The organism is Bacillus sp. LL01 (genome assembly GCF_001037965.1).
Genome location: NZ_LFEL01000002.1, coordinates 445,290 through 466,763, shown reverse-complemented (window position 1 = coordinate 466,763; position 21,474 = coordinate 445,290). Strand labels below are relative to the sequence as shown.

General features: G+C 38.5%; 16 protein-coding genes. 11 read left to right on the top strand and 5 right to left on the bottom strand.

What is annotated here, in order from left to right; translation table 11 throughout:
• The first annotated feature begins 3 nt into the window (after window positions 1-3).
• Window positions 4-1,383, top strand: coding sequence for an MATE family efflux transporter (locus AB685_RS08675; RefSeq protein WP_047970186.1), 1,380 nt, complete (start codon window positions 4-6; stop codon window positions 1,381-1,383).
• Between the two features lie 65 nt (window positions 1,384-1,448).
• Here the strand turns inward: AB685_RS08675 and AB685_RS08670 are convergent, their stop codons facing one another.
• The 3 genes from AB685_RS08670 to AB685_RS08660 all read right to left on the bottom strand — a co-directional run bounded on the left by AB685_RS08670 (window position 1,449) and on the right by AB685_RS08660 (window position 5,875).
• Window positions 1,449-2,348 (bottom strand): helix-turn-helix domain-containing protein, encoded by a 900-nt coding sequence (locus AB685_RS08670; RefSeq protein ID WP_047970185.1) that lies wholly within the window; start codon window positions 2,346-2,348, stop codon window positions 1,449-1,451.
• 1,843 nt (window positions 2,349-4,191) lie between these two features.
• Window positions 4,192-4,554, bottom strand: a complete 363-nt coding sequence (locus AB685_RS08665; protein ID WP_047970184.1) for a DUF948 domain-containing protein — start codon at window positions 4,552-4,554, stop codon at window positions 4,192-4,194.
• 265 nt (window positions 4,555-4,819) lie between these two features.
• Window positions 4,820-5,875, bottom strand: a complete 1,056-nt coding sequence (locus AB685_RS08660; RefSeq protein WP_047970183.1) for a YcxB family protein — start codon at window positions 5,873-5,875, stop codon at window positions 4,820-4,822.
• Window positions 5,876-6,524: 649 nt separating this feature from the next.
• Here AB685_RS08660 and AB685_RS08655 point away from each other — a divergent pair.
• Genes AB685_RS08655 through AB685_RS08645 form a run of 3 tightly spaced genes read left to right on the top strand, consistent with a single transcriptional unit; the run spans window position 6,525 to window position 11,257 of the window.
• Complete coding sequence (locus tag AB685_RS08655; RefSeq protein ID WP_047970182.1) at window positions 6,525-8,654, top strand: hypothetical protein; 2,130 nt, start codon at window positions 6,525-6,527, stop codon at window positions 8,652-8,654.
• Entirely contained in the window at window positions 8,635-10,512 is a 1,878-nt protein-coding gene (locus tag AB685_RS08650; RefSeq protein WP_047970181.1) for a GTPase, read from the top strand. Before AB685_RS08655 ends, AB685_RS08650 begins: the two co-directional genes overlap by 20 nt.
• Complete coding sequence (locus AB685_RS08645) at window positions 10,499-11,257, top strand: hypothetical protein (RefSeq protein WP_047970180.1); 759 nt, start codon at window positions 10,499-10,501, stop codon at window positions 11,255-11,257. Before AB685_RS08650 ends, AB685_RS08645 begins: the two co-directional genes overlap by 14 nt.
• Before the next feature lie 648 nt (window positions 11,258-11,905).
• Here AB685_RS08645 and AB685_RS08640 read toward each other — a convergent pair.
• Window positions 11,906-12,949 carry a hypothetical protein gene (locus AB685_RS08640; RefSeq protein ID WP_047970179.1) on the bottom strand — a complete coding sequence of 348 codons (1,044 nt, stop codon included), beginning with the start codon at window positions 12,947-12,949 and terminating at the stop codon, window positions 11,906-11,908.
• Between the two features lie 353 nt (window positions 12,950-13,302).
• Here AB685_RS08640 and AB685_RS30240 point away from each other — a divergent pair, with 353 nt between their 5' ends.
• The 4 genes from AB685_RS30240 to AB685_RS08620 all read left to right on the top strand — a co-directional run bounded on the left by AB685_RS30240 (window position 13,303) and on the right by AB685_RS08620 (window position 17,465).
• Window positions 13,303-15,204 (top strand): T7SS effector LXG polymorphic toxin, encoded by a 1,902-nt coding sequence (locus AB685_RS30240; protein WP_198530474.1) that lies wholly within the window; start codon window positions 13,303-13,305, stop codon window positions 15,202-15,204.
• A 20-nt stretch (window positions 15,205-15,224) separates the two neighbouring features.
• A complete protein-coding gene (locus AB685_RS08630) occupies window positions 15,225-15,665 on the top strand; it encodes an SMI1/KNR4 family protein (protein ID WP_047970178.1) in 441 nt (146 codons plus the stop codon).
• Between the two features lie 166 nt (window positions 15,666-15,831).
• A complete protein-coding gene (locus AB685_RS08625; protein ID WP_277814278.1) occupies window positions 15,832-16,761 on the top strand; it encodes a YafY family protein in 930 nt (309 codons plus the stop codon).
• A 74-nt stretch (window positions 16,762-16,835) separates the two neighbouring features.
• Window positions 16,836-17,465 (top strand): type 1 glutamine amidotransferase family protein, encoded by a 630-nt coding sequence (locus tag AB685_RS08620; RefSeq protein ID WP_047970176.1) that lies wholly within the window; start codon window positions 16,836-16,838, stop codon window positions 17,463-17,465.
• A gap of 299 nt (window positions 17,466-17,764) precedes the next feature.
• Here the strand turns inward: AB685_RS08620 and AB685_RS08615 are convergent, their stop codons facing one another.
• Window positions 17,765-18,127, bottom strand: a complete 363-nt coding sequence (locus AB685_RS08615) for a DUF948 domain-containing protein (protein ID WP_047970175.1) — start codon at window positions 18,125-18,127, stop codon at window positions 17,765-17,767.
• A gap of 404 nt (window positions 18,128-18,531) precedes the next feature.
• Here AB685_RS08615 and AB685_RS08610 point away from each other — a divergent pair, with 404 nt between their 5' ends.
• The 3 genes from AB685_RS08610 (at window position 18,532) to AB685_RS08600 (ending at window position 21,427) form a co-directional block, all read left to right on the top strand.
• On the top strand, window positions 18,532-19,551 hold the full coding sequence (locus AB685_RS08610; RefSeq protein WP_047970174.1) for a LacI family DNA-binding transcriptional regulator: 1,020 nt from the start codon (window positions 18,532-18,534) through the stop codon (window positions 19,549-19,551).
• Between the two features lie 47 nt (window positions 19,552-19,598).
• Entirely contained in the window at window positions 19,599-19,997 is a 399-nt protein-coding gene (gene rbsD, locus AB685_RS08605; protein ID WP_047970173.1) for a D-ribose pyranase, read from the top strand.
• A 263-nt stretch (window positions 19,998-20,260) separates the two neighbouring features.
• Window positions 20,261-21,427, top strand: a complete 1,167-nt coding sequence (locus tag AB685_RS08600; RefSeq protein ID WP_053073764.1) for a sugar ABC transporter ATP-binding protein — start codon at window positions 20,261-20,263, stop codon at window positions 21,425-21,427.
• The last annotated feature ends 47 nt before the right edge of the window (window positions 21,428-21,474 follow it).

Sequence of the window (21,474 nt, the reverse complement as noted above, 5' to 3'; positions counted from 1 at the left end):
ACAATGGATACAAAATGGAGAACATTATTAAAATTTTCTCTCCCTGTAACATTAATTGGAATAGCAGATTTGCTATTAATCTTAATAGATCTTCTATGGATCAGAGTATTCATTGGTGATACAGACGCATTGTCGGCACTGCGCCTATCTACATCTATCATCACATTTATCGAAATGGTACTCATAGCAGTCACTTCAGCTCTATTAATTTTTATTAGTCAAAACTATAGTGCTAGTAAAACAGACCAAGCAAAAGCAGGAATTAAAAATGCATTTTCCTTTTCTATATACAGTGGTGTCATTGTGATGCTGTTAGGATTTTGCATTCTTCCCTTCATCAAATATATTTTTGGGGTGAACGACTCTGTAAATGGATATTTGAATAACTATCTACTAGTATATTTTGCTGGGTATTTATTTTTCTCTTTAAATAACTTTCTCTTGCTTCTTCCAAGATATTTTCAAAAGCTGAAAATAATCTATATGAGCTTCCTTTTTGCAATTCTGATAAATATACTCATCACACCACTAGCAATGCTACTATTTGATTATTACAATATGTCGATGATGAGTGGAGCAGCAGCTGGTACCGTGTTGGCGAATATAATAAGCACACTATATCTGCTGATTAAGATTTTCAATCAAGATTTTCTAAAAATTGGCCTGTCCAAAGCCATGATGTCATTCAAACCAACATTTGAGATCATCAAAGAGAACAAAAAATTTGTTGGTTCCCAGATCTTCAACGGAATCACCTTCAACTTGTCCATGTTCTTGTATATTATCATTCTTTCCTATTATCCGGATGAAGCATTTAATGTTTATGCCGTTGGGATGTACGCCTTTATGGTATTCGGGGTATTCGCCCAAAACTTTGCAGCCAGTTTGATTCCGATTGTTTCTGGTTATATGGGGAAAGAAGATATAAAATCTATTAAAGAAACAGTCAGGAAAGTGTTCCTCGTGTTGGGAGGCTACGGTATCTTTGTTGTCAGTGTTATCCTACTATCTAATGATATACTTGCATCAGCACTTTCCGCAGATGCCGACATGATTGCAAGGTTTAAAGAATTCTTCCTACTTTATAGCATTCCATGGGCACTAAATACGATTTCTTTCATCTTTGTTTTTGTCGTGGCTGGCTCCGGGGACTATAAAGGTGGCATGTACCTTACCATAACCAATATGTATGTAATTGTCCTTGGTAGCTTACTAATTATCCCTAATCTATTTGCGGATAAGGTTTCAGGTGTCATTATTGCCCTTTCCCTTATCAATATTATGACGTTTATAAATTCTTTGTCCTATTACCTCATAGGAAAATGGCAAACTGCCTCCCTAGTAAAAAAAGAAAAGGCAAATAAAGAACTATCGGCCTCTTGATTCAATAGAAACTGTAGAATTGACAAGCTCCAAGACCGTCTTGCGGTTTTTGAAGCTCGTCTTTTTTACACTTGAGAAAATTCCAATTCTGAAACTTGTTTTTCCAGCTCCTTAATAAATTCTAAATTTTTTTGCTTTTTCGTTATTTGAAAAACAAACTTAGCGTTATCCATATATTCTTTTATAGTATTAGAATCAAATGTTTTCAGCTTAAGCATGCTTTGAGAAGCCTGAATATATAAGTTTCCTAACATTGATATATCCTCTAGTTCACGAGATAACTTTATGCCCTTTTCCGCAATTTCAATCGATTGTTCGTACAACTTTTCGTAAAAATACAACTTAGAAAGGTTAAAATATACTTTCAGTTTAAAACGTCGATATGCTTCCAGGTTAATATTTGCTTTCAATATATCAGTATAGTACTTCAGGGCTTCCTTATAATCTCCGTTTTCAGCATATACATTTGCAATGACATTTTTAATTCTTAGGTTTTGAAAATGCACTTTATTTATCTCTTTACTCAAAAGTAAAAGCTTCAAATGTTCCACACATTCTTCCCAAGAAATCAGGCCAATTATTTGTGATGACCTATAGAAATGCCAATCAACAAATTGATTAAACATCCTGCCAAGATCTCTTGCTTCACGTAACTTTCTCTCAAGCTTCGTTATCTCATAAACCTCATGGTATTTTTTTGCTTTTACATACTCTTCAATGCTGATAATTGTATCAGATATATATGTTTGATTGTTTTGATAATTGTTTTGAAAGAAATAGTCAATGGTAACATTCAACCGCAATGCAATAAAGTACAATATATCAATACTAGGTAACGCACGCCCTTTCTCAATACTACTAATAGTTGTCTGGCAGCAAATTCCATCGGATAACTCTTTTTGAGATAATAGCTGTTGTTTTCTCAACCTTTTAATTTCTTCTCCAAATAGTTTACTGTCCATCATTTTGTCCCCCCCTAAAAATAAGACAAATATCATATATTATACACAATTTATTACAAGTAGGAGTAAAATCCAATACTTTCTCCGATAATGGACCTATACATCAAAATCATTACACTTGAAAATACACTATAATTATACTAGAAGTAGATATTAATTAGGAGGAATCAAAATGAGAAAATTGTTGTACATTTGTTCTGCAATAACAGTAATCTGCCTCTCCCTAGGAATTTCTTCCACATCTTTCACAAGTACCGAAATGCTAGCTTCCCAAGAAACAGTAACCCCAGACAATCGTACTGATCCAACATTACCTTCTGAAGATTGATGAGTAGGATATAAGGGACAAATGACAGAGGGACAGGTCATGTCCTTCTTTTTATGTAATAAAGGGCTGTTTTTTAAATGGATATAAAAGCACCACAAGAAGGAATGAAGTTATTAGTAAATCTATCAAACATTTTATTCTTTGTTTCTTTGGTGTTTTTTGTGTTTAAAAGTGGAACAAGGAAAAATTAAGTGGACAGGCAGCTGCCCTATCTATACGTTAGAGCGTTAAGAAGCAAAGGTGAAGCAAAGGGACGGTTCTCTGCTTCCTTTTCCCGATTGTTTTTTGAATTTTTTTTCGTCGTATGAAGCCCAGAACTGAAGGCGGTAAGTGAATCTGGTAGTCATAGGGGACGTAGCCCGAAACTGAAGTCAGTAAGAGAATCCGGTAGTCATAGGGGACGTATGAAGCCCGAAACTGAGGTCAGGAAGTGAATCCGGTAGTCATAGGGGACGTATGAAGCCCGAAACTGAGGTCAGGAAGTGAATCCGGTAGTCATAGGGGACGTATGAAGCCCGAAACTGAGGTCAGTAAGAGAATCCGGTAGTCATAGAGGACGTATGAAGCCCGAAACTGAGGTCAGGAAGTGAATCCGGTAGTCATAGGGGACGTATGAAGCCCGAAACCGAAGGCGGTAAGTGAATCTGGTAGTCATAGGGGACGTATGAAGCCCGAAACCGAAGGCGGTAAGTGAATCTGGTAGTCATAGAGGACGTATGAAGCCCGAAACTGAGGTCAGGAAGTGAATCTGGTAGTCATAGGGGTCGTATGAAGCCCGAAACTGAAGTCAGGAAGTGAATCCAGTAGTCATAGACGCCGTATGAAGCCCGAAACTGAAGTCAGTAAGAGAATCCGGTAGTCATAGACCTAATGCATAGACTTTTCCTGAAAATTGTCGCTATTCCCTAGAGAAACGTCAGCAATCAAAAAAAAATATACTTTCCTAATAAAGCAATTTTTAAACAAACGTTTGTTGAAATGTATCTATGGGGTTGTTTTAAAAGGGTTAGTAGTTCTTCGAGGTTTCTCGACTATTTGTGCATGGTATATCGGGATAACTTTGTAGTTGTGAGAACTGGCCAAAGGCTGAATGAAGAGGATGATCGGCGTCGTAGTAAGGGTTTGGGGCGTTTAAGTAAAGTGTTGTTTACATTGGAACTATTTTACTTCGATAGTTATTTTTAAACAAATGTTTGTTTAACTGCAATTTTTCCGTTATGAATAAAGGGGTGTATGCCCTTCGACAACGCTCAACTATTTCCGCAAGGTATAATGGTATAATTTTAGAACATTCTTTAACTGCAGATTTTTGATAACAATCTTTAAATGTTGGTTTAAGTCTGTTTTGAAGATATTATGTTGAGAAGGAAGCAGAGAACCGTCACCTTGCTTCCTAAAATAAACGCAGGAGGTAAATTCCCCTGCGTTTTCTTGTGCTATTTTAGTTTTTGGAACGGTTCTCGTGCTCTTCCAGATTATGAGGCTGCAATAGAACCGTCCCCATGATTCCCCCCTTTTTTACTTCAATTTAATTTGAACTGGATTGCTTCCTTGCGTATGAATGGTTTTTTGTTGTCTCTTTTGCATAGCCGTTCTCTTTATCTCACTTGTAACATTGTGTATCATATCCCCTACATCATGAGCGGACTCAATTAGAGGGTCTACGGCTTTCATTTTCCCTTTTACATCATCAGAAATTTGGTTGGCTGTATGAATTAAATCCTTTGCTTCCTCTGTTATTCCGTTCACCGCTGTCCGTGCGTCAGACAGCGTTTGTTCCGTTTCAGCAAGTGTGGTCATTACTTTTCTTAATGTCATAATCAAATAGACGACGAGAATGGTAAACGCGACAGCTGCAATAACAGCACTCCACTCAAGCATTGAGACCAGCTCCCTTCTTTTACTCTAAGCCTATGAAAATGGAGACTCAGACATTCCTTTTCTTGAAAACGAAGTCGTTCTGTGCAAAAGATAGAGTAGATAACAAGAAGGTGGAAAAGCACTGAAAGGTAAGCGCATTGCGATGGGTTTTTCTCAACAACAGTTGGAGGAAGTGTCTGAAATCATCCTTCCGCTTTCACTTATATATATTAAAGTGTTAACTTGTGATTATGAACTCCCTCTTCAAATCATTTTCTTACTTTTCTCAGCTCGCTTTATTCATATACACAACTTTTTTCGTTCTTGCATGTTCGTTGATTATGTTTTTTAATTTTTCTTTTTCTTCGTGTCCGAGGTATCTTTGCGGTAGGATGATTGCTCTATTTTTTGAAAAGAAAAAGAGGAATGAAGTCTTCGTTTCGTGGACAGATAAAATGTTATCCCACGTAAAGTCAGCCTGTGAGTTTGATAGGGTTTGGATAATTCCATCCGGGCTTACCTCTAAATGAATGTCGTTATGCATACGTCGGTCACTTCTGTATTCTGTTGCAGCCTTCCAATTAATAACGGTTGATAACAAAAACCTGTTGGCTATGCTGATGGCTACTGCAAATGCTGCGATGAAAATGGTTATTTCCTTGAACAAGAGCAGTGCTAAGAGAAGATAAATCACACCAACCCAAATCGGAAACAATACCTTCGCTTTTCTTGCGAGGAAGTGAATATAGGCAATGTACATCTTTTCACTAATGAAGATGGTAAAGCTTACACCATCGGGGTTTTCTGATTGTTTTCTTGCAACCGGCTCAGTGTATTCGAGGGCAGCACCCTTGGAATTCTCCTTTTCCTTGATGAGCTGACGCAAGCGCTGCATCTCACTTTTCAAAAGGAATTTTTGCGGAATGACGATTGCTTTGTTTTTTGATATGTAAAATAAAAACAGGTTTTTGGTTTCGTGGATGGAGAGAATGTCTTCCCATCTTGTCAGCATTTCTGACCTTCCCACTTTTTGATGAATCCCCACTTCATTGATTGTATAAAAAACTTCTTGCTGCATGAGCAGATCACTTCTATATTCTTTAATCCCTTTCTTAGAATACATCTTCGATACCATAAACCAAACAATGGTGCCCATAAACAAGTTGGCAATTAGCATGATAATGACCGATACATCAGGGATTGCTATACGTATCAAGACAGAATAGAGTAAAACCGATAAAATCACATACCATATTCTTGTTTTGCTCGAGTGAAACACCATATATTCCTTCATTGCTTCTTCACTTATTAAGCCACTTACTTTTATTTCGCTATTTTCCATAAAACCACCCCTTTCGTATTAATTATAGCATGGCGAGGGGAAGCACAGTGACGGTTCCCTGCTTCCTTCCATCCCGCCTGTAATTAATGCCGGTTAAACATTTTCTCTTGTTGGCCCGATGGGCCTCATAAAGGTGCTATTAGTACAATTTGTTTACTTCTTAGAGGTAAAGGATTTGGCGGGTAACAGTATACCAACAAATCTTAACAATCTAACCATAGGTTTAGGGGGCAGGCACGTCGACCCGTCTTAACATTGATAAGAAGAAAGGTCTGAGGATCATTTCCTCAGACCTTTTTGTATCATATTTTCCTTGAATAATTCCTTGAATAATTATTTTTAAACAAACGTTTGATTAAATCTGTTTATGAAGTTAGCATAATGGGGTTTTAACTTATTCGGGATATATCGACCATTTTCGCATAGTATTGTAAGAAAGTTTTGGAACGGCATTTCCCCAAAAGCTCTTGCGAAATATTCTTTATATCTAAATTCTAGGTAATTAGTAACAAATTTCAAATTTTTACCGATAAGAAAATAAGAAGAGAAAAAGTTAGCCCAAAAACCGCATTAATAGAAAACAGAGAACAAACCTGCATCTAAAAAATAATATTCACCACCGAAACCCCAAAATAGAAAGGTGATAACCATGAACGACACAAAACTACTGAACAGAGATCCAGGAAAACTATTAAATCTGCTAGCTGACGATGTTCAGGAACTAATCGCACTGATTGCAGAACAAGATTTATTGCAAGCAGCTTCAAATGAATTCGAAAATGCAAAGCTTTTAAGCGGCCAATTGAATATGGCACGAAAAATACAAGATAAAACAATCTTCTCTGTCACAGGTCTTCAAGGTGCAGGAAAAACCACCTTTGTCCAAAGGCTATACCAGCTACCGGATGGTATACTGCCAATCAGTGCTGGCCGCAGTGAAGCGCTGCCTATCCTGATAACAGAATCAGCCGTCATTAATAGTGGCGAATATGTATACAAATTGAGACGTTCCATGGTAGATCAAACAAATGAACAGTGTAAATTTATCATTAAAGATGAGAGAATCTCCCATAAGAAATTTTTAGAAACTGCCAAAAACCCTATGTCCGAAGATCTTTGGCTTGAGATAGAAGTTCCCATCACTCATTTTGGAGCCGGGATTTCCCTTGCACTGTTACCAGGCTTTGAGCGAAACGAGCGGAACCGCTCACAGCGTGACCTTGAATTCATGTTGTCCCTGTCTACCTCCGTCATATTTGTGTTGAATTATCGCATGCTAGCCCAAGAAAACCTTCAACTCATAATGCAAACAATGATAAATCGTTACAAAGACCAAGCGCCACTCTTTGCCGTCTCCTTCAGTGATGAATTATCATTTGACCAAAGAGATTATTATGCAAAATTACTAAGTGAAAAATTTGATATACCGGAAGAGGAAGCCGGGCGGATTACCTTTACAGGAAACAGTGCGGACTTATCCAACTGGCAGGATACCATAGTAGCCTCTATCAATCGTTACGGTAAATCAAATCACTTCTCCTATAAAAAACAAATGGAAATCATGAGAGATTTGAGTGCTGACGCAGTCCTGCTCGCCAACGCAATCAATGAACAAATTCGCTATAAAACTCTTGACGAAGAAGAAAATCGGACGAGCGTATCCGAAGTTTTAAAAACGTTTAACAATGATAAAAAAGCATTAAAAAAATCTTTGGAAGAGTCTCTGCAAGACTCGCTTGGTAAATATGCAATTAATTGTTCGACTGAAATGAACAAGTACCTTGTGCAACATAACAAAGGCCCACTCAAAGCATTTGCCCAATTCTTTAAAGGTGATGAAATACAACTAACGGACCGCATTACTTTTAAAGAGAAGACCACGGACATATGGAATAAAGGTAACGAACAAGTTTCTGAAAAACTGATCATGGAAGTACTCAACACAACTTTTAAAAATAAAGCAGAGGAACTCGGTTTTGCACAAGAAGGGGAACAGCAGGTTAAGGTGGAAAAAGCACCAAATAATCCTTTTGCCATAATTGCCCCTACTTCCGGAAAAGCAACACAGTCACTCCAACTTAACTTAGATGGTCCATCTGCCTTAGAGAGACTAACAAACTATTTGCAACCACAGAAAGCAGACACCCCAGTTGAATTGGAAAAAGATGATCTTAAAATCCTCCCATTTCTGGCATTGGGCTTTACCCAAAGTCTCCTTGCCGCTTCGCCTGTGCTGCAAAGGGTGGAGGGAATAGAACTGGAAGCAAGTAAACAGAAAGTGCAAACACTTGCCAATAAGATTGACAATCTTAATATCAACACATCCCATCTAGTAAAAGGAACGGCTCTGTTCATGGGAATTGATGCAATGGATGGAACATTTGATACGTTTGGTGCCTTGACGGGAATCCTCACTAAAATCGGAATTTCCTCAGCCGCTGCAGGACCAGTTGCCGGCCTATTAATAGGTGGAATTGTGGGAGGTCTCGCTGTAAACTCAGGCTTGCAAAAAGTCGAGCAACAGCGTCTGCATCAAAGTACATATGCAAACAGAGCCTTTCAAACGATTGCAGTTCAGCAGAAAGAAGCAATCTTGGCCACCTTGGACAAAGTGATGAGCAAAATGGAAGAGCGTCTGGTTGCTGTTGAAACCTTTCAAAACCACTCAAACAGCAATTTCGGGAAGCTGGATACAACGAGATATAAAGCTGCGCATATTAAAGAAGTAGCTGGAACCATACAGGGGATGACCTATCGCAATGAACTCTATTTGGGATAATGTCTATCAAAAAAGATGGGATTGGGCACATAAAGCAGAAAAAGAATTCAAACAGAGTCTTCAAAAACTTCAAGTCGACGAAGCCATTCACAATGACAACCTTTCAGAGATTACTATTGGAGTGTACGGCCCGACCCAAGTAGGAAAATCCACTCTCATCTTGAGACTATTAGGAATCCGTCAAGATTCTATCGAAACTGTATCAGGGTGGCTGCGGGGAAAAAGAACCCTCGGTCACTCTGCCACGGTTACAGCAACGGAATACAAGTTATCACATGACGAATATTTTCATTTCTTTTCTAAAGAAACTGGCTGGAAAAGAAACTTGACCGGTCCGCAAATGGAACAAACCTTATTTGAAGTACGAAATCATGTGGAAACTAAAGGTCAAATTTCCACAGACCAACTAGTCATTGAGATCTCTAATCTATATTTTGACACTGAAATCCCAGCCCATGGGCTTAATTTGGTCGACTTGCCGGGAGTGTATTCCGCAGAAGAGGCGGAACAAAAGCAAGTAAGGGAATGCATAGAACGATGGCTGCCCATCTGCGAAATTATTTTACTTGTAGAAGATGCCACCGTCATCAATAACTACGTCCAACTCGAAGACGAAAACGTAAAATACTGGATGAATGAAACAGACCGCTTCCGGCTTGTCCCCACACACGCAGCAAGCCTGGAGTCGGTACAAAAAGAACTCTCAGAAAATCTTACAATCGAAACCCTAAAGAACTATTACACAAATGAACTGTTTTTCAGTTTAGAAGGCAAGCTCGAAACGCACGAAATTTCTTCTATTTTATACCCAATCGAAATTGGCAAGTCATTAGAATCTTTGATGAGTTCTGATCAACGTATGTATGAAAAGGTAGCTAATCTTATGGAGGAGCTCCTTCAAACCCTCCGACACGATTTAAGCTCACAAAAAGCAGAGGCCATGCACTACAAGCGACTGGCCTCTCTTTATCGCCTTGCCGAGGAAAAAAAGAAAGAGGAAATAGAAGAGATTAGAGCAGAGTTAAGATTGATGAACGAACACTTAAAGAAACAAAAAGGATTCGTAAATAAGCTACGCGAAAGAAACCAGAAGTTAGATGAAACCCAGACGACATCAAAGAGCAAACCTGAAATAGAAAATATCCAAAATAGTTTCTTAGGTTGGGAGGCAGATCTTCAAAGTAGATTTGAAGGAATAAGGGGTGCAAAACGAGCATCTGCCATCAATGCACTTGCCTCCAGCTATCAGCATGAATGGGAAGATATCGTGAATCAGAAGGTTATTGCCATAAACATAGAGTTGGAGGAGTGGGGGATACAGTTGATGCCTCCCGTAACAGACCATTACATCGAGCACGTATATACCAAAATGGATGCATACCTGATTGGGAAAAACTATGACCGGGATCTTGAAATGGTGCTTGAATCAACTCAAAGGTGGATGGACAGCTATGTTAAGTCCTTTGAAAGAATGGTATCAAGAGCTGAACGTGAGCTGGCGGAAGTTTTCAAAAAAGAGATACTTCTGAATGCTGCCAAAAAGAAAAAGCGTGACCTTGAGCTGCAAGAAGAAGTAAACAACCTTCAGCAACTTGAAGACTCTCTTCAGGCACTATTGCATAACCTTGTCCAAGAAGAAGCCATTTGGCAGCAAGATATTGAACATTGCCAACAGCTAGAGAAGTATTTCAGCAAAAACGCGCTACAGGCTTTTCATTCTTTAAGATCAAATTTACTTAATGGAACCGACGTGGAGAAATGGCAAGCTTTTCATCTGCTACATTTATTAAAAGAAGATAGCAAGACCATTATCAGCTATGTAAAAGGGAAGGAACGACCCAAACATGAAACTGCTTGAAAAAGAAAAGGAGTCCCAAGAGCTCACAGAAGCCATGGAAGAGCTCCAAGACATGTATAACACTTTGTTTTATAACGAAATTAAAGAAAAAATGACAGATATCCTTACAGAAGTGCAAATTGCCCAAACCACATTGGAACGAGCAACGAAAAGATCAGCAGACTCCGTTAATAGCTATCTGCACTTGATAAAGGAAGACCTCGAGACACAGGTGGAGGAAAAGCAAAAAGAAACATTAAGCAATATCAGTAATTGGCTGCATCACCTAAGCCAATCGGTGGTAGTGCAATCTAAAAAGGGCTCTGAATTATTGGTAGAGCAGCATCAACATTTATTGTATAAAGTGGAGTCATATAATACTGCGCTTGAATCTAGTAAAAATGAACTGGTCAGCAAGCTCAACCAATTTATTCACACTACTGAACAAGGTCGAGAAAATGTACTTAAAGCTCTAATCGAAACAAAAGAATCATTATCTAGTAGTTTGATTGATATAAAGGACAATCTTAGAGCAATACACGAAGGAATAGAGCTGAATAATCAGCGGAGCGAAGCGAAACTATTAGCAGGAATGGAAATTGTAAAAAACCAGATAGAAGAATTAAAGAAAGCTTCTGAAAGCCGTATTAAAAACATGGAAGAGAAGTCGCACGCTAATGCAAAGACAACTAAAATGCTGTTGTATGGGGTGTTGGGATCTCAGGTTGTGTTGATAGGGTTGGGGGTTGTTGGTTATTTTATTTAAACATTAGGAGGCCGTGAAAAGTAGCGATGAACACTATCAAACAACAATTAGATTATGTAATCAAAAACAATGAAGTACCTAAATTAATCAAACTATTACAGCACCATACATATACAAAAGAACAACTAAATATTGCTTTATTAAGTGGAGTATATATGAAGGATAGAAGGATTTGCAGAAGCTATTGAGCTATTAGAATTACATGTAAAGACCGATGTTACTCCACCTAATTTACAAGTTACAGAGAACAATAACGCCACACCTACTATATATGAATATCCTGAAACCTCTTTCTTAAGCAAAAAAGGATATCACACAAAATTAAGCAGAAATAGAAGATGGAATATACTCATAAATGAGGTATTGCCTGAATACCCAACATCTGAAGTTATTGATAAACTAGCAAGCTTTATTATAAGATTCAAAGCTCAAAGAAACGGAGCAAAGAAATATGAAAATGCAATTCAAGAGTGGGAATATGACATTCAAAAGTTGCTTAATAATAGACAAGCATAAAAAAAGAAGTGCGGTGAGAAGTAAAGATTGAGGTATGTTGATTCTAGATTAATTCGATATATTATAACTTATAGGATTTAAATATTAAAAAGAAAGAAAGGCATGGACCCTTCTTTCTTTCTATATGTCGTATTATTTATTTGCGGGAAGTGCTTGGCGTTTTCTAGACCAAGACCCACGGTTATTTAAGTTTTCAATGTCAGAAATATAACTAGTAGCATGCCGTAAATTGTTATAATCATTGATGCTTCCATAAATACTTCTTTGACCGAATATAGCAGCTATGCCTAAAACTTCTCTTAAGAAATCTAATTGTGGCGCCTCACTATTTATTAGTTGAAAAACACCAATACTTGAAGCTATGCCAGTTGTACCAAAATAAGTAGCAATATTAGCAAGATATTGTCTTTTGGCATCAAAAAGTTCCTTCTTAATATCAATCAATTCGTTTTCAGATAAACTTTCACTAGATAATAAGCCTAATTTTTCAATGGCGCTTTGAAACGCTTGTAGGTTTCTTTGATTGTTTGGATGATTTCTAAATTCAATTAAACTTAAAAGATCTGTTTCATCAATATTTTCAGGTATATTAACAGTAATATAATCAGTAAGTGTTTTATATTTATTGGGTGTTCTTTGGTGAGTTTTTATAATGCTATCAATCGTGGCAAAATTCACATTGTTTTTCACATCTGTAATTGTTGAAAGTTCTTTCTCTACTGCAATAGTGTGCGCCAAGATAGCCATATATATATTAGCCATGTTTTTATGAACAAGTATTCCGTTTTGACTTTCACTTGCAAAACCATTTGAAATTAACATTCTCTTTAATTCTAAAGGATATTTCCCTTCAAACAATTCGTAGGTAAATAAGTTTTCATCTTTCAATTGAGTTAAATTACGCGGTCCACTATACAAGAATTCATTTATTGGATTATTCATAATAAGACCTAATTCCATCCCCATCTTTTGTGTTGCAACTTCAATTTCATTCTCAGTTGGTGAATGTGAATTTAATAGATCTGTTTCTTCTAATATAAGTCTGTGGGTATCAGTTAAAAAGCTATTTGCCTCTGTTGGGACAATCGTAACTACTTTCCCTACATACAATAAAGCGAATTTAAGCCATGATTCATCTTCAATAAAGAAATTAGGATAATATAATAACTCTCTCATCTTATCTCCTCCTCATGTAAGTATATTTCAACAATAGATTCAAATCTCCTTCCAAATTGTGTGTGGTGAACTGATAATAAAGGCTTTTTACTCCTCTTTCATATCCATCTCTATCAAGTGCTTACATTTAGGACACTTGCATGATAGCTTGTACACTTTTTTTTTGGATTGTATTCATTCACAAAATGATCTATTATACCGTCTAGAAATAATCTTATTACTCCTCTATTTAAAAGGTTTATAGTCCAAAAATCCCATTTCCCAATCCCATGCAGGAATTTCCCCTTTTAAGTCGAAACCTCATACTTACACATATACAGTTTCTGTAAAAAACTGAAGAAAGGAGGCGAACCATGAAAGTTTTAGACGTATCCTCCCTGCACGATGGAGTCAAGGGAATGAGCCGGCAACTGTCGGATCTCGAGAAGCAACTACATAATGTAGAGAACGGAATTAGGTCGTTTGTTTCCTCAAAGGATTCCTACCGCGGCAAAGGAGCCAGTGCGATCAGGCGGTTCTATGAATATGCGCACCTCCCATTCCTGCAATTCTTCCAAACCTTCCTGGCAAACTTTCAAACGAAGCTTCAACAACTGCAATACGAATTGGATGGACTGGAAGGCAACGCCCGCGGGTTTATCGACGAGGGTTTCCTGACAAGTGAGCTAGAGGACGGGTTGAATCAGATCAACCGAATGGTGACCGACCTGACAGGGGAGACGAACTACCAGCTCAGCCGTGTCAGTGACATTGTGCACCTCTCAAGGCTGCAAGATTACCAGTTCCACGAGGGCATCCAACAAGCCAAACAATCAGCAAACCAAACCGTGGACAAACTGCACCAGTTCGACCACCAACAAACCCAATCGTTCACGGCGTTAATAGAAGACTTATTTCTAATACAGAGTTACATAGAAGAAATGAGCCAACAATTCGTTTCTGGTAAGATGAAGTTGACCAGCTTCTCACCTGTAATGCTTCAGGATCTAGAGGCTTACGGAAAGCTCCAGACAAAGCTGTACAACCAAACCGTCATGCAGCGGTGGAACAGTGAGCATTTTCCGGAGCTTGGTGTGTTTTATCCGGTTGGGCAAGCGGCGTCGTTTGATCAATGGGTGAATCCGAGTTGTGCTAAACCAGAGCCGAAAGGTGCAGTGGAAGCTGGTGTGGATTTTGCAGGTGGATTGTGGACAGGGTTTCTGAACGCGGGAAAGGACACAATTGAAGGGCTGCGGCGTCTTGTTTTTGAAATGGATGAAGTACTTCTTGAGACAGTCAATTTTGCAATAGCGGTTGCAGATAATCCAGGACTTTTGTTGGATATTGGTCAGAGTTTAATAGATTCCTACAATGAGCAGGTTGTTCATGGAACAGCGGAGACTCGTGGTGAATGGTTTGGATATGCGGCTACTATAATTGGAACGTCTGTAATTGGAGACAAAGGTCTAACGAAAGCTGGTAAACTAGGCAAGCTTGGTGGAAAACCAGGGAGGGAAATAGAGCATAACCTGAAAATTCAAATTGAAAGCCAGAAAGTGAAGCTTAAAAATGCTGTGAGTGGATTCTCGGCTAAAGCAAAAGAAAATGTAATTTACTACAAAGATAGAGCAAAAAATGCCGTCAGCACTAATGTTAAAACAGGTATGGAACGTGTTCGTCAATTAATGGATGTAATGGTTCCAAGAAAAGACATGGAGCCAGCAATGGCTAGTGGACCGGTAAATGTACTTGATGGTTCTTTTTATAAGAAAGAACTTCAGGAAAACAATAAGAATATCATTACCAGAATTGAGATAGAGACGGGTAAAGGTAAAGGGAAATTAGAGCTAGAAGACTTTACAAAAGAAATTCTAAGAACCAAACCAATGAACTCGCCAATACCAGAAAAATGGTATAAAAAAGGTGGAGTTATTGCCATTGATGGTGAGGGTACTTGGATTTATACTAATAAGACTGGAGTTACAATAAATTACCCAAATGGATATCCGGACTTTTCTCAATACGCTCATCCTATTGTTAAGCCTGTAGAAATTCAAATTGCTAAACCTATTAATCGAAGAGAAGATAATAAAAGAGCAAATATTATAGCTGGTTTAAATAAAGACAGTAATCCACCTGTACCTGCACCGAATCAACCACCAAAGGGTTATACGTGGCATCATCACCAAGATGGAAAAACAATGATTCTAGTGGATAGAAAAGTCCATGCAGAATTTACACATAGTGGTGGTGTATCTACTGTCAATGGTAAATAGACTTATAAAGGAGAATGTAAATGGTGAAAATAATAGATTCTCACAAGCCCCTGTCAGTTAAAGAAATTGAGCAATTTGAGAATACTCATAATGTTAAATTCACTGAGCTATATAGAAAGTTTTTACTTGATAATAATGGTGGGTATGCTGTGCCTAATGTCTTTAATGTATCTGATGATCAGGGTGAGAGTGTCTTAAATGCAATCTACGGTATAGGAGATATGTATGATAGTTTAGAGGATTTTATAGACATATATGAGGGTAGGCTTCCAGAAGGTTTCATACCAATTGCAGATGACTCCAATGGGAACGTCATATGCTTAGGAACAGATAAAAAATACTATGAGAAGTTATATTTTTGGGATCATGAAAAAGAGGCAGAAGATATGAGCAATATGTATTTTCTCGCAAATAATATTTATGAATTTTTAGATAGTTTATATGAGGATACTGATAGTTAAATTGAGGGAACAGGCAGGGAGACACGTTTATTGTTAACAAATAAGGTTTGAGGTTCAGAGCGCTCAAACCTTTTTGTTGTTTTTAGTAGCACAGTCCTCTGCTTCCCTCTAAACTCAAATATCCTTGGAGGTGAAAGATCATCCCTAAAACGGACAATCTCTTGCGATTCTTTGGATGCTTAGCTCTGGAGAGAAAATTACCGCCAAACAGATAGCAGAAAAACTGGAAATGAATATAAGGACGGTCTATCGTTACATTGATACACTTACAACAAGCGGTGTTCCTATTATTTCAGACACCGGACATAACGGAGGGTACACATTACTGAATCAATTTTATGAATCCCCTCTCTTCTTTGATCAGGAAGAGCAGACTTCCTTACTGCATGCTGCAACATTTGCAGATGGCGCTGGGTATTATGGCGGCGAAGCGCTGACTAGGGCTATTTCCAAGCTAAGCAACTATACAAATCAAGAACAGGAAAAAAAGATAGCCAAGCAGTTTACAAGCATGGAAGTAATAAATCGCCTGAACTCTCATACTTCCCAATCCACTCTCCAAGCTTTGGAACAAGCCATTTTGGATGGATATTCCGTAGATATCCAATACAAGAGTGGCAGGGAACAACATTCTAAGAGGAAGATAGATCCATACAGAATTATTCATTGGAATCTTAATTGGTATGTAGCTGGGTTTTGTCATTTTAGAAATGACATTCGCAGTTTTAGGGTCGATCGAATAGAAACTTTAGTACCAACGGAAAACCAGTTTAAACAACCAGAGGATTTTTCAACAAGCGCGGATTTTCTAAACAATCTTCTTCCATCTATTGATAAGAAAGAAACTGCTGTGCTCGTACTTACAGGGAGTATGAGTGCACTAAAGGATATCTGTCAACATTGGTTCCTTGAGAATTACCTACAACAAAGAACAGATAATCAGGCAACCTTCCTTCTTGATAAGCAAGTCTTGCACACGTATGTTCCTTCCTTACTTATCCCCTTTGGTACCTCCATCAAAGTCATGGAGCCACAAAGTCTAAAAGAGGAAATGATAAATGCCTTATCAACATTGATAAAATTTTATCAAGAATAAAACTTCCCTGACAGCGGATGTCAGGGATGTTTTATTATACTTAATAATATCAATGATGATGGGAGCGAACACAAATGCAAACAAAGAGCGCGTATCTATATGTATTTCATACAATGTCAGATTGGGAATATAGCTATTTAATAGCAGAATTAAACACAGGGAGATACTTTAAAAAAGACGTCCCCCCTTTAAACATTGTGGCAATAGGAACAACCAAAGACACAATCACCACCATGGGAGGATTGAAAATAACCCCTGACCTTTCCCTTAATCAATGTTCCTTTAAAAAGGGAGATCTAATCATTTTACCTGGAGGGTTAACCTGGGGAGAAACTGCCCAACACCCCATCTTACAAAAAATTGGCGAAGCATTGGAAACAGAAGTCATCGTTGCTGCAATATGTGGTGCTACAGAGGCACTAGCGAATTTAGGATACCTCGATAACAGAAAGCATACGGGTAACAACTTGGATTATTTGAAGATGGTATGCCCTACCTATAAAGGTGAAAAGTTCTACGATAAAGAACAGCTGGCAACAACCAGTGATAACCTAATCACCGCATCCGGCATCGCGCCCCTTGAATTCGCAAGGGAAGTGCTTAAAAAACTAGAAGTACTATCGCCCGAAACACTAAACGCTTGGTATCAACTTAACAAAACACAAAAACCAGAACATTTCTTTGAATTAATGAGAACGGTTTAAATCAAGGGGACAGGCATGGAATTTCGTGGGCTGAGGGGAAAGGCACGCCGACCCGTCTATGCTTTAATGCTAAAAAGTGATGGTGCTGAGGATAAGGAATATTATAAAAATTTTTGAAATTCTATTTTCCAAAGATAATTATTTTTAAACAAACGTTTGACTAAACGATATTTTTGACTTGCTCAGATAAGCCTACTATTAATGTGATAAATATCGACTAATCTCGCATGGTATATCGAAATAATATAAAAAACAGGTCCGTTTCCTTGTAGGCGACGGACCTGTTTGTCCCCATGATCTTACTTCAATTTAATTTGAACTGGATTGCTTTCTTGCGTATGAATGGTTTTTGGTTTTCTCTTTTGCATAGCCGTTCTCTTTATCTCACTTGTAACATTGTGTATCATATCTCCTACATCATGAGCGGACTCAATTAAAGGATCTACGGCTTTCATTTTTCCTTTTACATCATCAGAAATTTGGTTGGCTGTATGAATTAAATCCTTTGCTTCCTCTGTTATTCCGTTCACCGCTGTCCGTGCGTCAGAAAGCGTTTGTTCTGTTTCAGCAAGTGTGGTCATTACTTTTCTTAATGTCATAATCAAATAGACGACGAGAATGGTAAACGCGACAGCTGCAATAACAGCACTCCACTCAAGCATTGAGACCAGCTCCCTTCTTTTACTCTAAGCCTATGAACATGGAGGCTCAGACATTCCTTTCTTGAAAACGAAGTTCTGGTCACAGTGACTCCTCGAATATTCTCGAGCATTGCATATTCAGGGGCGAGGGGGAGAGTCCGCTTCTGTTAGCTCGATAAATATCGACTATTCTTGCAAGGTATAGTGAAATAGCTAGGGAAAAAGGAGTTTAGGGATTATGACTAAAAAATTTTCACAAAGGAGAAGTAGAGTTTAATCCCTAAATACTCCTTGTAAATAGCTAATTATTCAAAATTTTCTTGCACTAATTAATTAACAATGTTATTTTATCTATTAAGAGTAATGAAAGCGCTTAAAAAAATTTTTTGAACAAAATCTAAACGTTTACATTTGGGTGATGAGACATGAAGAAGAAACCGACAATAGAGGATGTAGCGAGGGCAGCAAATGTCTCAGTGGCTACTGTTTCACGGGTGGTCAATAGGCAAGGTGGCGTGCGCCAGGCAACAGAGGAACGAATTGTACGCGCGATTAATGAGTTGAATTATGTAAGAAATGCAATTGCCAGAAGCATGGTTCGAAAGGAAACCAAAACTATTGGGGTAATCATTCCTGATTTCACCAATCCGTTTTTTTCTGAAGTAATCTCAGGGCTCCAAAAAGCGGCCCTCGAACAGAATTATTTCACCCTCATCAGTAGCTCCAATGAGTCGAAAATGATAGAGAGTGAAATATTGCAGCATTATATTGAGCGTGGTGTGGACGGGCTTATGGTGACTACAGCTGACGAAAATGGGAACCAGTTAGATCCGGTTATTAAAGCGGGGATTCCAATTGTTGCTGTCGATAGGCAAATACATAACTATGATGTAGACACAGTATTGACTGGTAACCGTGAAGGTGCCTATGAAGCTGTCAAACACCTTATCAATAAAGGGCATTCAGATATTGCCATCATTAGAGGACCACAAGATACCACACCAGGACTTGAACGTTATCGTGGCTACGAAAGAGCAATGAAAGAATATGCCTTACCAATTAGGCAAGAGTGGATTGGGGAGGGGGATTTCAGAGAAGGTAGCGGCTACACAAGCGCCAAGAAATTTTATAAAGCTGTAAAACGGCCAACAGCTATTTTCTCCTGTAACAACCTTATGAGTATTGGTGCCGTGAAAGCATTGCAACAATTAGAATGGAAAATTGGCGAAGAGGTTGCATTTGTTGGATTTGATGATATCGAAATAGCCACATTCATTAAGCCGAATTTGACCATGGTATCAAGACATATGCGCAATCTTGGGGAGATTGCTTTTCAACTGTTGCATGACAGGATGATGAACAGCCAGGAAACGAATCCTTTAAAAAGACAACATATTTTATCCCCTTACTTAATCGTGCGAGAATCGTGTCAAAAGTTCAACTAAAAAATTTTGAACAAAAATCTAAACGTTTACATTTGGAGGGAACATAGATGAAACGGAATGGAATTTTGCATCCTCAATTAAACAAATTGATAGCTGAGACCGGTCATATGGAGCGGTTGGTTGTGACCGACGCAGGCCTTCCAATACCAGAAGAAGTGAACACCCGCGTGGATTTGGCCCTTAAAGAAGGGATGGTTCCTTTCTTGGAATTGCTTGACACTGTACTTGAAGAATTTTCTGTAGAAAAAGTAATCATGGCAGAGGAAATCAAAGAGAAAAGTCCAGAAATGGAAAAAGAGATATTGCAACGTTTTCAAACGATAGAAGTGGAATATATCCCACATGTGGAATTCAAAGAAGAAACAAAACTCACGAGAGGACTAATCAGATCCGGTGAATTCACCCCCTATGCCAACGTCATTTTGGTTGGAGGAGTCGTTTATTAATAGGGCATTATTTTCAGAGGTTGATGCTATTTTAAAGGCTCTGTTACAGTTAACCGTTGATAATAAAAAGATTTCTAGCTGTTGATTGGAGCAAAAGGCGTAGACTCCTGGGGGAGTAGCGACAATCTTGAAACCCGCAGGCGAAACGCCGAGGAGGCTCAAGGTCGCCCTCTGGATAAGCGAAGCCTTTTGCGGAAAGCAACAGCGACGTTTAAAAGAACCTTTTCAAAAAAGGAAAGTTTACTAAAAAGGTGGTGCAATCAATGAGCCTACTAAAAATGGAGGACATCAGGAAATCATTTAATCGATTAGAAGTATTACATGGAATTAACCTTGAAGTTAATAAAGCAGAGATAGTGGCACTACTAGGAGAGAATGGTGCTGGTAAATCTACTTTAATGAAAATACTTGCAGGTGTTCACCTCCCATCCTCTGGAAAAATCAGCATAGAAGGAAAAGAAGTGGTGATTGGGAGCCCGAAAGAATCTCAGCAATTAAAAATCAGCATTATCCATCAGGAGTTCAATCTCCTTAAAGACTTGTCCATTGCCGAAAATATCTTCCTCGGTAAGCAAATTACTTCTAAAATGGGCATCATTAATTGGAAATTAATGCACACACAAACTGCAAATCTATTAAAAAGGGTTGGACTGGCACACCTTCCACCAGATCGACTTGTCAACGAATGTTCCATTGCAGAACAACAGTTAATCGAAATAGCCAAAGCCCTATCATTTGAATCCAAAATTTTAATTATGGATGAACCTACTGCCACCTTAAACAATGAAGATACCCAGAAGTTACTTTCCTTAATGCAAGAGCTTCGGGCAGAAGGAATGGGCATCATTTTCATCACACATAGGCTAGATGAAGTAATGATGGTCGCAGATCGGGCAGTTGTAATGCGAGATGGTCAATACATCGGGAATGACGAGGTGAAAAATCTGACAAAGGATCAGATTGTAAGAATGCTTGTGGGACGAGATCTGACAAATATGTATCCTGAGCGAGTACCCCCTCAAAATGAAGTCATTTTAGAGGTAAACGACTTGTCTGTAAGTAAGCGTTTACATAACATCTCTTTCTCGGTAAAGAAAGGGGAAGTATTGGGTGTCGCAGGCCTCCTTGGGTCAGGTAAAACAGAATTGTCGAAAGCAATATTCGGACTTTTAAAACATTCCGGCGGAGAGGTAAGGATGCAAGGTGAAAAAGTTAATTCACCCAAAGGTGCCATTGATGCAGGTATTGCCCTTGTAACAGATGATCGAAAGGATGAAGGGCTTGTCCTTGATCTATCCGTTGCAGAAAACATCTTAATACCTAGTTATCGAAAAATATCCCAATTCGGTGTGTTAAAAAAAGGAACCATGAAAAAGATTGTAGACCGCTGGGGCAACTACCATTATAGGTACTTCCGTTGTGGGAGGTAAAGGACTCTCCAAAGTTGGTGGTATTGCTGGGAGGCAGTCCAGCAAAT

Coding starts and splice junctions, on each gene's coding strand:
- AB685_RS08675 (WP_047970186.1), top strand. CDS start 4: ATGGATACAAAATGGAGAACATTATTAAAATTTTCTCTCCCTGTAACA.
- AB685_RS08670 (WP_047970185.1), bottom strand. CDS start 2,348: ATGATGGACAGTAAACTATTTGGAGAAGAAATTAAAAGGTTGAGAAAA.
- AB685_RS08665 (WP_047970184.1), bottom strand. CDS start 4,554: ATGCTTGAGTGGAGTGCTGTTATTGCAGCTGTCGCGTTTACCATTCTC.
- AB685_RS08660 (WP_047970183.1), bottom strand. CDS start 5,875: ATGGAAAATAGCGAAATAAAAGTAAGTGGCTTAATAAGTGAAGAAGCA.
- AB685_RS08655 (WP_047970182.1), top strand. CDS start 6,525: ATGAACGACACAAAACTACTGAACAGAGATCCAGGAAAACTATTAAAT.
- AB685_RS08650 (WP_047970181.1), top strand. CDS start 8,635: ATGAACTCTATTTGGGATAATGTCTATCAAAAAAGATGGGATTGGGCA.
- AB685_RS08645 (WP_047970180.1), top strand. CDS start 10,499: ATGAAACTGCTTGAAAAAGAAAAGGAGTCCCAAGAGCTCACAGAAGCC.
- AB685_RS08640 (WP_047970179.1), bottom strand. CDS start 12,949: ATGAGAGAGTTATTATATTATCCTAATTTCTTTATTGAAGATGAATCA.
- AB685_RS30240 (WP_198530474.1), top strand. CDS start 13,303: ATGAAAGTTTTAGACGTATCCTCCCTGCACGATGGAGTCAAGGGAATG.
- AB685_RS08630 (WP_047970178.1), top strand. CDS start 15,225: ATGGTGAAAATAATAGATTCTCACAAGCCCCTGTCAGTTAAAGAAATT.
- AB685_RS08620 (WP_047970176.1), top strand. CDS start 16,836: ATGCAAACAAAGAGCGCGTATCTATATGTATTTCATACAATGTCAGAT.
- AB685_RS08615 (WP_047970175.1), bottom strand. CDS start 18,127: ATGCTTGAGTGGAGTGCTGTTATTGCAGCTGTCGCGTTTACCATTCTC.
- AB685_RS08610 (WP_047970174.1), top strand. CDS start 18,532: ATGAAGAAGAAACCGACAATAGAGGATGTAGCGAGGGCAGCAAATGTC.
- rbsD (WP_047970173.1), top strand. CDS start 19,599: ATGAAACGGAATGGAATTTTGCATCCTCAATTAAACAAATTGATAGCT.
- AB685_RS08600 (WP_053073764.1), top strand. CDS start 20,261: ATGAGCCTACTAAAAATGGAGGACATCAGGAAATCATTTAATCGATTA.